Below are 14,373 nucleotides of genomic sequence, written 5' to 3' on the forward strand. Positions count from 1 at the left end.
CTCCTTAATTGCCTTGGTTAAGTTTAAAGTCTAGTTGAACTTGTAAACCAACTTGCTTTTGTGGTTTTCCGTCAATGATCTTAGGACGGTATTTCCACTTGCGCAATGCACGTTTAGCTTCACGGTCAAAGATACGTTTTGGATCTGCGTCAATTACATCAACGTCAATCACGCCACCTAACTCATCAATTGTGAATGAAAGTTGAACCCAACCTTCTTTACCATCACGTGCTGCTTGTGTTGGATATTTTGGTTCAATACGAACGATCGGTGTCGCATCACCATCTCGTCCAAATGCACCTGGACCACTCAGTCCACCGGCCGTGCTTCCCACATCGATGCTTGGCATATTAAACGACAAGCTCGTATTTGGGTTGCTGTTTTCCGGCTGTGGCGGCTGCGGTTTAGGCGGCTGCTTTGGCGGTGGCGGAGGCGGAGGCGGTACACGCTTCCTCTCCTGCACCTTAGATTCAGGCGGATTCGTCATAATTTCGACTATGATCTGCTCTTTTTGTTCCGTATTACGGTCAGCCCCACCAGAGATGAGGTATGCCATGAAGTAGAACAAGCCGAAAGTAACTGCCCCACCTGCAATCAGTGAAAACAGAAAACGAATCATTACTGATCTCCAGCTATTGAAATTCTCAGGTTATCACCTGTCGCTTTAATCTGGTCCATCACTTTAACCACTGTGCCGTGTTTTGCTTCTTTATCAGCTTGCAAAATTACAACATCAGTAGGTTGTTCTGCTAATAAACTTTCAATTTTTGCTGAAACACGTTCAACATCAACTTGCTGTTTATCAATCCAGATTGCACCGTCACTGCGAATAGCAATAAAAATGTTAGCATTTTTTTGCTTCGTAGCTTGGGCAGCTTTTGGTTTATTGACCTCGATACCAGCCTCTTTAACGAACGATGTAGTTACGATAAAGAAAATAAGCATGATAAATACGATGTCAAGCATTGGCGTCATATCTACCGCTGCTTCTTCTTCTTCACGAAAACGTTGTTTACGTGCCATATTTAATTCTCTCTCTAGTGATGAGGCATACTATCTACAAGTTTGGCTTTCACCATTCTCGCTCTTGCCTCAAGGCGTGAGCTAAAGAATACCCCAGATAGTGCCGCAACCATTCCAGCCATTGTTGGGATTGTTGCCATTGATATGCCTGATGCCATTAAACGTGCATTACCTGTACCTTGGGTTGCCATGGTTTCAAAAACCGCGATCATACCCGTAACAGTACCAAGTAAGCCTATTAAAGGACATACAGCTACTAATGTTTTAATCAACAACATACGCTGATCTAATTTTTCAGACGCTTCAGAAATCCATGCTTCACGGATTCTGTGTGCGTACCAAGACGTAGTGTCTTGGCGGGCATCCCACTTGGCTACAATTTCCTTCGTTAAACGAGGAAACTCAGCAAGTAGGAACCAATAGCGCTCAATCATTAAAACCCACATAAGAAAGAGTGCTATCGCGACCACGTATAAAACCTGGCCGCCTGTGCCAACAAAATCCCTGATAGATTCCCATATCTCCATCAGGACTAGCATTAGGCTTTCTCCTTCTCCGCGTGAGTCGCGATGATACCCGCGCTTTGCTCATCAAGGATGTGTAATACCGACTTACTACGACCTGCAACAATAGAGTGAAGTAGGATAAGTGGTAGTGCTGCAATTAGACCTAGCGCTGTAGTTACAAGTGCTAGAGAGATGTTACCAGCCATGATCTTCGGATCGCCCGTACCGAACAATGTGATTGTTTGGAACGTTAGGATCATACCGATTACCGTACCTAATAGACCTAGTAATGGTGCGATAGCAGCAAGGATCTTGATGATATTGATACCCGCTTCGATGCGTGGCGTTTCACGAAGAATCGCTTCATCAAGTTTAAGCTCAAGGTTTTCAACATCTTGGTTTTTGTTGTCAGAGTACACTTTAAGAATACGACCCAGTGGGTTATTTGTATTCGGTGTAGACAAGTTCTTAAGCTGACCTTTGATCTTAGAAGTAGTAAGCGCTAAGTCAACGAAACGTACTAAGAAGATTAAAAGACCTACAGCAAGTAGTACTGTGATGATGTAACCAACTTCAGCACCTTGCTCGTAGTACTCCATAAGAGACTTTTTCTGAGTGTTGATACGTAAAATTGCACCACGTGTAGGATCCACGTATACGCCAGCGTAATTATCAGCTGAAGTACCTTCTAGATCAGAAATACCTTTAAGGATATAGCTGTCAGGTTGCTTACCTAGAGGCTGGATAGATTTAGTCTCTGGTGAGTAGATTAAGTAGCCGTCGTCTGTAACTAAGTTGAAGTTACCGATACGTGTTACTTTTTTCATTGACGGGTTACCGTCAAGACCTGCAACTTCAGTTTCAAACGTTGAAACTTTAGCTGACTCAGTCATTTCTGTTTGAAGTGAAATCCAAAGTTCTTCTAATTCACGAACTGTTGGAAGTTCTTTAGCGGCTGCTAATGAACGAAGTACTTCTGCACGACCTGGTTTTTCAGCACTTACTAAAGATGCTTCAATTGAACCAATTGCGTCAGCTGCTGCACGACGAACAACACCAAACATTTCACCTAACGTACCTTGTGCGTTTTGAAGAGCTTGCTCTTTTTCTGCTAAAGTATTTTCGTTTTGTGCATATTCTTTGCTAAGACGATCACCACGTGCTTTTTCAGCAGCTAGTTGGCTTTTCGCTTTGTTAAGTAACGCTTGCTTATCAGCACGATCTGACAAGAACTCTTGTTCACGTTGCTTATTGATTTTTCCTTCAGAAATACGCTCTTGCTTTACTTGCTCTAGAATTTTATCTAAAGCATCAGTATTTGCATGTGCATTAAGCGCGGTACCGGCAGAAACAGACAGTACTGCTGCAACAGCAAAACCTTTAAATAGTTTCTTCATTATTGATTACTCCGCGCCAAAAATTGGTAGTTTAACAAGTTCTAGTGTCGCTTGCTTACGTGCCATACGGATCACTTCTTTAACAGGTTTTAGGTATTCTTCACCTAATTCTTTCCACTGTTTAGTGTTGTTATCCCACACCCAAGCGTGTTTTAGATCGAATGATTGCGCTACGTAAGTAATACGACCTAAACGACCGATATCAACGTTAATGCTACGACCATCAACATCTAAAGTACCTTGAGAAGCAGTTACAGCTGAGCTGTAGGCTGTTTCAACAGTGTACGCTTCAAGAACCTGACGGAACTTCTCAGACGTTGTTACAGATGCAGATGCCATGATCTCACGTAATCTTTCAACGCGTCCAAGACGGTTTTCTAGATTAAATGGAACGTCCGCTTTGATGAATTGCTCAAGCGTATCGATCATGCGATACATCAAAGGCACAACGTTTTGTTTAGTGTTGTCGATAGTCGCGATTTGACGATCGAACGATGCGATAGACGCGTTTTGGTCTGCGACCAAACGTGCTACGTGATCGTTGTACACTTTCATAAGTTCAGTCTCATCAACGATGCTACGGTACTCAGCGATTAGCTCCTGAGTTTGACCATATACATTGTCAATTTTAGTTTGAGACTTAACCGCAGCCTTTTGAATTGTTTGACCTGCTTTTTGCACGTCATTCAAAGGATCTGCAATCACATTGCTGCTTGCAAATGCAAAAGCGCCAACCAACGCAGTTGCTACAAGACTCTTTCTGATTTTAACAGACATAGTTCCCAACCAATTAAGTAATGTTACTTTTATAATTTAATTATCAACCCGCTAAGGGGAAGACAACCCTGATATCTTTTAATAGATATCAACTTACCAATAATGCTAAATGCATTAAGTCATGTCAACTTCATGTTTAGCATAACCTATAAATAAATCAGCTTGTTTGTAAGATATTTACTGGGCTCGACCAAAAAAATTAACATTATTATAACTAACGTGATAATCATAATTTCTGCAAACCCTGATATAGTAAGAATAACGATAACCCCCTCTGTTAATGTAAACAAAAATATAACATTTAAAATTAACTTTATCGTTGCTGAAAAAAAATTAAAAATAAGCTAATTTTCTGTCCCGAATATTCATTTTGAAGGTTTTTTAAGACTTTTTTGCCCAAAAATACAGCTAATCGTAATTATTGGGTTATTCATCGCATAAGAATAATGACGTGCAAATTTAATAAAAAGCAGTACAAAGGAGGGGAAACCGATTACAAAAAATCATTTTTATTAACACCTGTGTTTTTTCTCTCTTAAAGCATAAACACCCAGGCCTTTTTTTGTATTTTCCCAAGTACAAATCTCAACTTTAAATATGTATTTCCTCAGCAATAACTAAATCCGTATGAGGCTGTTAGATTAGTCATAAGGTTAAATAACTAATGTGCAATTATTGACCAATAAAATACTTAAAACATAAAAGTTTGTATTCGAACAAATGAGTAGAAGTTTAAAACTAGATGAAGGTGTTAATATATGAGGGATACTACAAAGGGATTGAAAAGTTTTAGATTTATATGAATTATGGTGAAACAGGTTAGTGCTTCACCACGATGAACTTAGGTTCACATAATAAATTATGCTACTTCTACGTTCTCAGCTTCTGGGCCTTTTTGACCTTGCTTGATGCTGAAAGTCACTGCTTGACCTTCGCTAAGAGTGCGAAAACCAGAACCAGTGATTGCGCTGAAATGTACAAACACGTCAGGACCATTTTCTTGTTCAATGAAACCAAAGCCTTTAGCTTCGTTGAAAAATTTTACTTTACCAGTAACCGACATACTAAATTTTCCTGTAAGTCAATAATTAAAATTCAGCCATATTATTATGGCAATATCCTCCCTGAGTCAATGCCCAAAAAACTGGAGGTGATAGTACAGGAAGAAGTAATAACCAAACCGGTAACCTTAAACGCAGCACAATACCGTAATTCAATACGCAAAAACTCAAAGCCAATTAAGGTTAACACAATAATATTTTTTTAGCTCTATTAATTGGGATTTATTTTTGAAGATTCATCGATTTATTAATTTTTTTATAAGTTTCTAATTTTTAAAAGGATAAACAACATAAAACTTGTATTTTTTATAAGCAGATTATAAATTTTTAAAATATGGCTCACCCGAACCGCTTTTTTGGTAACTTAAAATAAAAAAACCACCTTAATTTTAAGGTGGTTTTAGTTTAAATTTTAACTATTTAACTTGCCAGTCAATAACGCTATCGGCTTTAATTGGTACAACTTCTGAGTCGCCTAGCGAATAGCTAGACGGCACTGTCCAAGGCGCTTTTTCTAAAGTAATAGTGTCTGCATTACGCTCAAGGCCATAAAAATCAGGGCCGAAGTGACTTGCAAAGCCCTCTAACTTATCAAGCGCTCCCGCTTCTTCAAAAGCTTCAGCATAAAGTTCAATAGCAGCATGTGCGGTATAAGCACCAGCACAACCACATGCCGCTTCTTTTTTATCTTTATAATGTGGGGCTGAATCCGTGCCTAAAAAGAATTTTTTACTACCACTTGTAGCTGCAGCCATTAGCGCTTGTTGATGAATGTTACGCTTTAGTATAGGTAGGCAGTAATAATGTGGGCGAATGCCCCCAGCTAACATGTGATTACGGTTGTATAATAAATGATGCGCAGTAATTGTAGCTGCTACATTATCCGAGGCATTTTCAACAAACTCTACTGCATCTTTAGTGGTTATGTGTTCAAGAACAATTTTCAGCTCAGGAAAGTCTGCAACAACGTCGCCTAAAATAGTGTCTAAAAACACTTTTTCACGATCGAATATGTCAATAGATGAATCAGTAACCTCACCATGGACGAGTAACAGCATGCCAACTTCTTGCATTGCTTTTAATACCGGGTAAATATTTTTTACTGAAGTTACGCCAGAATCTGAGTTAGTTGTTGCACCTGCTGGGTAGAGTTTAGCTGCAAAAATTTTACCTGTCGCTTTTGCCTTTTTTATTTCATCCGGCGTCGTTTTATCAGTAAGGTAAAGCACCATTAAAGGTTCAAACTGGCCTTGAGGTTTAGCAGCCATAATTCGCTCTCGGTACGACAATGCAGTTTCTGTACACGTAGCTGGCGGAACTAAATTTGGCATAATAATCGCGCGGCCCATATATCGGCTAATATCACGCACCGTATCTTTTAACTGATCTCCATCGCGTAAATGCACATGCCAATCATCGGGTCTAGTAATCGTTAAAGTTGTTATTTTGCTCGTCATCGTAAAGTCCTAATGCTTAAGTTAACTGATCATAGGCATATGGTGTTTTCGAGTAAAGGGCTTATTAAAAATAATCCTTAGATACTAAATATAAAGTAAGCTTTACACTTTATAATTATCATTTAACGTTTTATTTTGTAGAAAAGTTAATATTAGGTTAACGTATATACCTTTAACAATAATTATAAGGCCTTCCATAGCTGCCTATGTCGAACAATATCGATACCTCTAAAGCGCTCGAAACTAAAACAGACCAATTGAGTATAATCAATCAGTTTTCATCAAGTTTATTGCAACTGAATACTTTAGAAGAGCTTTTTAGTTATGTCACTACACAGGTCGTTAATCGGCTTGGGTTTGTCGATTGCGTTATTTACTTAGCAGATGACAACCAGTCTTTGCTAAATCAAGTGGCTTCTATGGGCATTAAAAACGGACATATTAGTTATCAATCTGAGCGCAAAATTATTCGCTTTAGCGAGGGAATAACTGGCTATGCAGCATCCACAGGGCAAGCATTAATAATTGGCGATGTAAATAAAGACAGCCGTTACATAGCTGATGAGCGTCCAGCTCAATCAGAAATATGCGTACCCTTAATATATAAAGATCGTGTTTTAGGAGTTATCGATTGTGAGCACCCAATAAAAAATTACTTTACTAGTTCACATTTAGAAATATTAACCACAGTCGCTCACTTACTCAGTGCAAAAATAAATCAGGTCAATACGGTTAATAGCTTGCAAGATACTGTAATGCAGCTCAACAATGCACAAAAATTAGAAAGTAGCCTACTGCAAATAGCTAACTTAACCTACAAAGCACAAAATTTAGACACCTTTTTTCAATCCTTACACGTAATCATTGACAGCTTATTGACAGCGAGTAACTTTTTTATTGCGCTATACGACAAAAAAGAAGACGCACTCGACTTTGTTTATACCGTTGAAGGCGGTGTACAAACAAATACCCATAAAATAATATCCAAAGATCAACTAAAAGAAACAGCCTCTTATTATTTGCTGATTAATGAACGACCATTACTACTTAATAAACAGCAATACCTTGAACATATTACACAAGGGCATTTTAAGTTAGTAGGTGAACAAGCGGATTCATGGCTAGGCGTTCCCTTTAAAGTTAATGAGCGCATGAGTGGCGTCATTGTTGTACAAAGTTATGACGAACAACATTACTACAATGAGCATGATAGCTCGTTGCTAACGTATGTAAGTCGACAAATAAGCATGGTTATAGATAGGCATTTAGCCCGTCAAGAGCTGGAGCACAAAGCGCTGCACGATGAACTAACTGGCTTGGCAAATCGTTCTCTACTCATAGAAAGAATGAAGCATGCGATTTTACGCCTAAATCGCGCTAAAAAAGGGACTTTTCATGCCCTGCTCTATCTTGATTTTGACCGCTTTAAAAGTATTAATGATTCGTTAGGTCACGAAGTAGGCGATCACTTTTTAATTGCTATATGTAAGCTTATTACTCAAACCGTGCGCAATACAGATACCTTTTCTCGCTTAGGTGGCGATGAATTTGCTATTTTTATGGAAAATCTAAGTCATCGTGACCAAGTAAACGATGCCCTGACTCGTATTAAAACCGCGCTATCGGAACCCGTTAATATTGATGGCCATTTACTTCAGCCCTCTACCAGTATTGGCGTTGCATTTAGTGACAGCGTAGACGATGAAGCATTTTTATTATTGCAACAATCAGATGCGGCTATGTATGAGGCAAAATCATCTGGGCGTGGCCAAGTTAAATTTTTTAATAACGTGATGCGCAATAAGCTAAAAACGCATGCAGATCTTGAAAACGATTTACAGCACGGTATTGAGCATAATGAATTTGAACTGTATTTTCAGCCTATCTTTACTATTAACAGTGGCGAGGTTATAGGATTTGAAGCTCTCGTACGTTGGCATCACCCAAAAAAAGGGTTTATATCACCGAACGACTTTATTCCAATTGCTGAAAAGACCGGGCAAATTATTAACTTAGATTTGCATTTACTAGACCTCGCAGCGCAACATATTGCTTTATGGCAACAGCAAGGTCATCGCTTTTTACGTGTCACGGTTAATGTATCGTCGCGGCATTTTGCCAGCTTAGAGTTTGTAGAACAGCTTCATGCTATTTATAAAAAACACCAACTGCCTTTAGGTTCATTGTGCCTGGAAATAACAGAGTCGGGCTTAATTGAAAATTTAGAATTAGCGACACAAATTATACAAGGGTTATCGCCATTAAAAGTATTACTTTGCTTAGACGATTTTGGCACTGGCTACTCTGCCTTAGGCTACTTGCACCAACTGCCTATTCATGTACTTAAAATTGATAAAAGTTTTATTGATAATTTAAAAACCACTGCTAACCCGTTAATAGATGCTATTTTAACCTTGGCTATTTCTTTAGAGCTTATTGTTATTGCAGAAGGAATAGAAACCGCTGAGCAACTTACAATTTTACAAAAAACCCAATGTGATTATGGGCAAGGCTTTTTAAAATCAAAACCTGTTACAGCAACAGAGGCTATTTTACTAATACACACCCCTCTTTAATAAGCTAAGCACAGGTGAAATTTACAACCAAATATTCAGGTTTAAACTGACGGCTGTGCTTACCCGCTTTTATACTCTATACAATGCATTTAATCAGGCTTGTAACAGCAGCTAATGAAGTCTTAATAATAACCTCATCGGCACTTTTCAAAATCTGAATAATCGCTAAATATGCACAGCTTAATCACCGTATAACCAAGCGACCCTAACCTGTTCTTAATTTCTGTTTAACCATTAAAACCTTAATTATGCAGTGCAGCGATGTAAAGTTTCGGTATAAGTCATTAGATAATATTAAAATAAGGCGTTCATCATCAAGCCTTACAAACACCTCCATTAAACATGAGCTAAATTCAACAATAAACAAAAAAAAAACATCATTTGACTATACAAAGTTAATAAATTTAATGTTTACCGTAAAAAACACGCCAAATTTAATTTTTATAGCCATCCAGACGTTGAAACGTTTTTTGCAAAGGCGTAGTATGTAGTTAATCTAAGCAATACTCACCATACCCATGAGATTTATTAAAGATGATTGACATTAAACACCTAAAAACTATAGCGACCCTTAAAGAAACGGGATCGTTAGTTAATACAGCCCGCGAGCTATTTTTAACTCAGTCAGCTTTATCACATCAAATCAAGGACTTAGAAAATAAATTAGACTGTCAGTTGTTCGAGCGAAAAACTCAACCCGTCCGATTTACACCTCAAGGTATGTTGTTACTTGAATTGGCACACGACATATTACCTAAATTAGAAGCAACTAAATGCCGATTAAAAGAAAGTTTAAATCAGCCAATATCACAGTTGCGTCTAAGCGTAGAATGTCATGCCTGTTTTCATTGGTTGTTGCCTACTATTAAAGAGTTTAATAATTTTTGGCCTGACATAAAGATTGATTACGAGCGTGGTTTTAGCTATGACGCTATTCCAGATTTACTCGATGATGAATTGGACTTAGTGCTTACATCGGATGTTCGCGACCCAGACAAACTAGAATACGCCCACCTGTTTGACTTTAAACTTAAGCTTATTGTGGCACCGGATCATGACTTAGCTAAAAAAGCCTATGTAACTGCGCTTGATTTAAAAAATGAAACCATTATCTCTTACCCTATCCCGCGTGAGCGCCAAGATATATTTAAGCATTTCATTCAAAATGCACGTTTTGACGGCACACTAAAAACAGTTGATCAGGGCCTACTTATATTTCAGTTAGTCAGCGCTGGAATGGGGGTTGCGGCCTTACCCGATTGGCTGGTTACCCCATATGAGAGCCAAGGGCTAATTAAATCAATTCCACTTGGCGCACTTGGTTTAACCCGTCCTATGTATTTAGCGATGAAAAAAGAGATGAAAGACAACCCTGTTTACCGTCATTTTTTAAACACCTGTAAATTAAATAACGGTCGATAAATCCAAAAGTTATGAGTAACATGCTGGTAAATATATTCAACCGTGTTACTCATTATGTTTGAACTTAAAAAAATACTGAGCGGCTTACTTATGCCGTTACCATTACTGGGCTTGCTTAGTCTAATACTACTTATTTTTGCACTCAAACAACGAAAGCTTGTTATTACCTTATCTTTTTTGAGTCTCGCGACCTTATTACTTGCCAGCACGCCCTGGGTTGCCAACTTATTGATTAAACATAATCAACCTACTTCATTGGCTTTTAATTTCCTTAAGCACCCAAAAATAGACAAAATTGTGGTGCTTGGCTGTGATATAAACCCTAACCCGGCACTCAGCGCTAACAGTCAGCTAGGAAATTGTGCATTAACACGTTTAGTGGAAGGCATTAGGCTCGCAAATATATATCCGCGAGCTCAGCTAATTGTATCGGGTGGGGGTTATGAAAAAATAACCAACAGCGCACTCATGTATAAAACGGCAATTAGCTTGGGTATTAATAAAAATCGTATTGTACAAAATCCAAACGCAATGGACACAGCGCAAGAAGCTGCATTTTTAGCCTCAAAACTTGTCGACTATAATACCGCTTTAGTTACCTCTGTAAGTCATATGCCCAGAGCAATAAATTTATTCAATGCACAAGGTGTCGCAGCGATCCCTGCAGCAACTGACTACCACAACTTTGCCGCTTACCCGTGGTACAAGCAACTCATACCCAACGCAAAAGCATTATTAGTGGTAACTCAATTTGCCCATGAAGTTGTAGGTAATGCATGGATAAAAATACGTCGTACAATAAATCCTGAAGCTCTTTGATTTATTAAATCTTTATTTAAGTAAATATATTATCCCCCGTGAAAAACTGCGGCAATTAGTTTATTAACAGGGGGTATTAAAAAATAAAAAACACTATCAGCTATAAACAAGCCTATATTTGTTATTGTTGATGAGTTTTAACCTCTGCAGCTTGGTTCCAAAGACGATACAGTGTAAGCAAGAATACACAAAGAAATAATAAACTGAGGGCTGTTAAGCTATCAACCCCAAAAGAATCAAAGGTAGCGCCAAAAGTGAAGCCTCCACCAACTAAAACAACGACCCAAGCCAGTGCAGAGCATGCATTTAATAGGCTAAAACGGCGCCAACTAATCGAGGTGAGCCCAATCGGGAGAGCACCAATAGTACGAAGCCCTTTTGGATACCGATATAAAAAAATATAAGCAGTGCCATATGTTCTTGCGAGAGCAAATCGTAATTCATCCCCTAAATATCCGCCCATAAAAGCTGCCAGAGCAACATAGCCAACATCAAGTGCACCGGTATGTGCAGCATAGCCTGCAAATAAAGGTAACCACCCACTTTTTAAAGCACAATAACCAAAAAGTAACAGATAAACCAACAACCCATATTGCTGTATTAAAGCTAACATGCCTTCCATTTTATACCTTTACGTTGAATTGCCTGGCGGCGAGAAAATAACATTTTAATTTAAACGGGATAATTGCAGCGAAAGATCTGTTATGTACCAATGGAATAGAAGCTTCCTTTGGCTTGATAAAGTAGTTAGTTATTTTGAAGATTTTAAATAACCTACTCAGGATAAATGATGAGTAGGTTACATTAATGACATTGCTTTTACGGCAAGCGTTTACACAGGGTTATCTATATCAATAAATGTTACGTCAAAACCATATTGCTCTGCGAGAAGCTCTCCCAGCGCTTTAATACCGTATCGCTCGGTGGCATGGTGGCCTGCAGCAAAAAAGTCGATATTTTGCTCGCGAGAACTATGTATAGTTTGTTCTGATGCTTCACCGGTTAAGTACGCATCTAGCCCCTGCTCAGCTGCTAAATCTATATAGCCTTGCCCACCACCGGTACATAAGGCAATGGTTTCAATTTTACCAGTGCGCACTAAGCTCGTTAATGGCGCTCGATTAAGCACTTGGCTAATTTTGTCAGCAAATTCACTGCCCGTTAACGGTGTTTTTAAACGCCCTTTCATGGCTACACTGTTGTTGACGGGCTCAAGGCCTGCTTCAATTTCAATATCGAGCAATTGCGCCAGCTGTGCGTTATTACCCATTTCAGGGTGAATATCTAACGGCAAATGATAGGCAAATAAGTTAATGTCTTTGGCGAGTAACGCAGCCACGCGGCGTTTCTTCATACCAGTGATCGGTTGCGACTCACCTTTCCAAAAATAGCCATGATGTACTAAAATAGCATCGGCATTTTTTTCAATCGCGGCATCAATAAGTGCTTGGCTTGCCGTTACACCCGTTACTATGGTGCGTATCTCATCTTTACCTTCTACCTGAAGTCCGTTTGGACAAAAATCGTTAATGGTTTCTGGCTTTAACAGGGTATTTAATAGTTGATTAAATTCTCTACGTTGCATACTACTTACCTTACTTTGCACTGAATTTTGTACAAATTTTGGCGGTTATGCGCTAAAAATGAAAGGAAAATCGCAAAAAATTGAAAAACAGTTCTAAAATAGGTATAAATACCTCTTCTTTATCTGTGAAAACAACGTATAGGGTCTCTGATGAGCAAACTAGACAAAACAGAAGTGTTATCTGCCTTTGAAGCTGCATATGAAGCTGCCAACGGTAAAAAACCTGAAATAACAACTAAACCTGGCTGGTACAGCGTTGATGGCGGCAAGAATATGCGCCTAGCTGATGTAGCAGAGCTGACTAAAGAATTAAGCTCTGGTAAGTCTACAAAGAAAGCTGCAGTAAAAGCACCTGCTAAAAAAACTAAAAAAGCTGCTCCTGTAAAAGCACAGAAAAAAGCGCCTTTCACCGTAATCACTGAGAACGAAGAAGGTTACACAGCAGAAGAGCTTTGGATAGTAGAGCTTGCTCGTAAAGATCACGACTGCCGTCTACCGCGCGGTGTAGTGTAATTCACTGAGTGCTCAGTATAAAAGAAACCGCGTCAAGCGGTTTTTTTATGTTTAGTTTCTATCAATAGCTGCAAAAACCACGTCGCGACAAAACCACACACCACAATAAATACTGTCCCGGCAAGTACTGGCATTATTAAAAAATCCCAACTTTGGCTAGACTCAATAATTAAGATAGGGTTTGCACCGGCAGCAGGGTGAATGGTTTTAGTAATCATCATCAAAGTTATAGCAATACCCACAGCCAGCCCAATCATGATCGCACTATCAGCACTATAATAGCTAAAAACAACCCCAATCATTGCGGTCAGCATATGCCCCCCTATTACGTTTTTTGGCTTAGCTAATGGGCTCTGTGGTACGCCAAAAACAAGCACAGCTGTTGCGCCAAATGGCGCCATTAACCAAATACCGTAATCACCCATATAATTTAGCCACGCCAAAAAACCCAAAACAAAAGTAGAAAAAACACCTGCGATTAATGCCGACTTTATTTGCTCACTATGCATATTACCTCCTCAAAAGTAGACCGATTTGTCTACACTTGCAATATAGACAAGTCGGTCTACCTATGTCAAGCTGTGTTTTTACTGCTCAAATTTGGAATATCATGAATAAACAACAACAAATAATCAGTACGGCACTGAGCCTTTTTTATAAAAAGGGTATACACGCTGTTGGTATTAATGAAATTTTAGCTGTATCCGGCATTGCAAAAAAAACCTTATACAAGCACTTTGAAAGCAAAGATGCGCTTATTTGTGCTTGTTTAGTCGCACGCGACATGTGCTTTAACGCTTGGCTAAAAAAAATATGTCTACAACCAAGTGCTATATTAGTCGCGCAAGCAATTTTTTTCGGACTGAAAAAGTGGATTAATAATGAGGTTTCAGAGTTAGGTAACTTTAATGGCTGTTTTTTTATTAATACTGCAGCTGAATACCCTATAGAGAATGACCCTATTGCCAAACTTTGCAAACAGCATAAGCAAACGAACTTTGAGATTATACTATCAGCTCTTTTAGAAACCCCTGAATTTGCTCATAATAGAGAAAAAGCAATTGAAGCCGCACACCATTTACTCATTTTAAAAGAAGGATTTATAACTAGAGCGAGAGTGATGCATGATGTATCAGTAGCTCCACCTAGTGATAATATTTTAAAAGCGATAGTAGCAGTTGGTTAAATAGGTAAACACAATATAAAAAAAGCGGCTAAATAGCCGCTTATTAACTAA

Annotated in this window: 15 protein-coding genes; 5 read left to right on the plus strand and 10 right to left on the minus strand. The window is 38.8% G+C overall.

Going from position 1 to position 14,373, the window contains the following annotated elements; genetic code table 11:
* Positions 1 to 4: 4 nt before the first annotated feature.
* The 7 genes from B1F84_RS08810 to pyrC form a co-directional block, all read right to left on the minus strand.
* Positions 5 to 619, minus strand: a complete 615-nt coding sequence (locus B1F84_RS08810; protein WP_076918523.1) for an energy transducer TonB — start codon at positions 617 to 619, stop codon at positions 5 to 7.
* Positions 619 to 1,023: a biopolymer transporter ExbD gene (locus B1F84_RS08815; protein WP_006792384.1), complete on the minus strand. Its 405-nt coding sequence runs from the start codon at positions 1,021 to 1,023 to the stop codon at positions 619 to 621. Before B1F84_RS08815 ends, B1F84_RS08810 begins: the two co-directional genes overlap by 1 nt.
* A 14-nt stretch (positions 1,024 to 1,037) precedes the next feature.
* The gene (locus B1F84_RS08820) at positions 1,038 to 1,562 is read right to left on the minus strand and encodes a MotA/TolQ/ExbB proton channel family protein (protein WP_010388565.1); all 525 of its coding nucleotides are present in this window, start codon (positions 1,560 to 1,562) and stop codon (positions 1,038 to 1,040) included.
* Entirely contained in the window at positions 1,562 to 2,926 is a 1,365-nt protein-coding gene (locus B1F84_RS08825) for a MotA/TolQ/ExbB proton channel family protein (RefSeq protein WP_008109347.1), read from the minus strand. Before B1F84_RS08825 ends, B1F84_RS08820 begins: the two co-directional genes overlap by 1 nt.
* A gap of 6 nt (positions 2,927 to 2,932) precedes the next feature.
* Positions 2,933 to 3,703, minus strand: coding sequence for a DUF3450 domain-containing protein (locus B1F84_RS08830; RefSeq protein WP_010388561.1), 771 nt, complete (start codon positions 3,701 to 3,703; stop codon positions 2,933 to 2,935).
* An 859-nt stretch (positions 3,704 to 4,562) separates the two neighbouring features.
* Positions 4,563 to 4,766, minus strand: a complete 204-nt coding sequence (locus B1F84_RS08835; protein ID WP_004588138.1) for a cold-shock protein — start codon at positions 4,764 to 4,766, stop codon at positions 4,563 to 4,565.
* Positions 4,767 to 5,180: 414 nt separating this feature from the next.
* On the minus strand, positions 5,181 to 6,221 hold the full coding sequence (gene pyrC / locus B1F84_RS08840) for a dihydroorotase (RefSeq protein ID WP_131691205.1): 1,041 nt from the start codon (positions 6,219 to 6,221) through the stop codon (positions 5,181 to 5,183).
* A gap of 206 nt (positions 6,222 to 6,427) precedes the next feature.
* Between pyrC and B1F84_RS08845 the strand changes: the two genes are divergently transcribed.
* From B1F84_RS08845 to B1F84_RS08855, 3 genes are all read left to right on the plus strand, one after another.
* Positions 6,428 to 8,797 carry a GGDEF domain-containing protein gene (locus B1F84_RS08845; RefSeq protein ID WP_131691206.1) on the plus strand — a complete coding sequence of 790 codons (2,370 nt, stop codon included), beginning with the start codon at positions 6,428 to 6,430 and terminating at the stop codon, positions 8,795 to 8,797.
* 534 nt (positions 8,798 to 9,331) lie between these two features.
* Positions 9,332 to 10,219 (plus strand): LysR family transcriptional regulator, encoded by an 888-nt coding sequence (locus B1F84_RS08850; RefSeq protein ID WP_008466215.1) that lies wholly within the window; start codon positions 9,332 to 9,334, stop codon positions 10,217 to 10,219.
* Between the two features lie 54 nt (positions 10,220 to 10,273).
* Positions 10,274 to 11,038, plus strand: coding sequence for a YdcF family protein (locus B1F84_RS08855; RefSeq protein ID WP_165489682.1), 765 nt, complete (start codon positions 10,274 to 10,276; stop codon positions 11,036 to 11,038).
* Positions 11,039 to 11,159: 121 nt separating this feature from the next.
* Here the strand turns inward: B1F84_RS08855 and B1F84_RS08860 are convergent, their stop codons facing one another.
* Positions 11,160 to 11,660 carry a DedA family protein gene (locus B1F84_RS08860; RefSeq protein WP_131691208.1) on the minus strand — a complete coding sequence of 167 codons (501 nt, stop codon included), beginning with the start codon at positions 11,658 to 11,660 and terminating at the stop codon, positions 11,160 to 11,162.
* Positions 11,661 to 11,870: 210 nt separating this feature from the next.
* Positions 11,871 to 12,623 (minus strand): Nif3-like dinuclear metal center hexameric protein, encoded by a 753-nt coding sequence (locus tag B1F84_RS08865; protein WP_131691209.1) that lies wholly within the window; start codon positions 12,621 to 12,623, stop codon positions 11,871 to 11,873.
* Positions 12,624 to 12,773: 150 nt separating this feature from the next.
* Here B1F84_RS08865 and B1F84_RS08870 point away from each other — a divergent pair, with 150 nt between their 5' ends.
* The gene (locus tag B1F84_RS08870) at positions 12,774 to 13,136 is read left to right on the plus strand and encodes a hypothetical protein (protein WP_010388549.1); all 363 of its coding nucleotides are present in this window, start codon (positions 12,774 to 12,776) and stop codon (positions 13,134 to 13,136) included.
* A gap of 32 nt (positions 13,137 to 13,168) precedes the next feature.
* On the opposite strand, the gene B1F84_RS08875 is transcribed toward B1F84_RS08870, so the two are convergent.
* Complete coding sequence (locus B1F84_RS08875) at positions 13,169 to 13,645, minus strand: HPP family protein (RefSeq protein WP_131691210.1); 477 nt, start codon at positions 13,643 to 13,645, stop codon at positions 13,169 to 13,171.
* Positions 13,646 to 13,746: 101 nt separating this feature from the next.
* On the opposite strand from B1F84_RS08875, the gene B1F84_RS08880 reads away from it, so the two are divergent.
* Positions 13,747 to 14,322 (plus strand): TetR/AcrR family transcriptional regulator, encoded by a 576-nt coding sequence (locus tag B1F84_RS08880; RefSeq protein ID WP_131691211.1) that lies wholly within the window; start codon positions 13,747 to 13,749, stop codon positions 14,320 to 14,322.
* Positions 14,323 to 14,373: the final 51 nt, after the last annotated feature.

This window comes from Pseudoalteromonas sp. DL-6, from assembly GCF_004328665.1.
GTDB lineage: Bacteria > Pseudomonadota > Gammaproteobacteria > Enterobacterales > Alteromonadaceae > Pseudoalteromonas.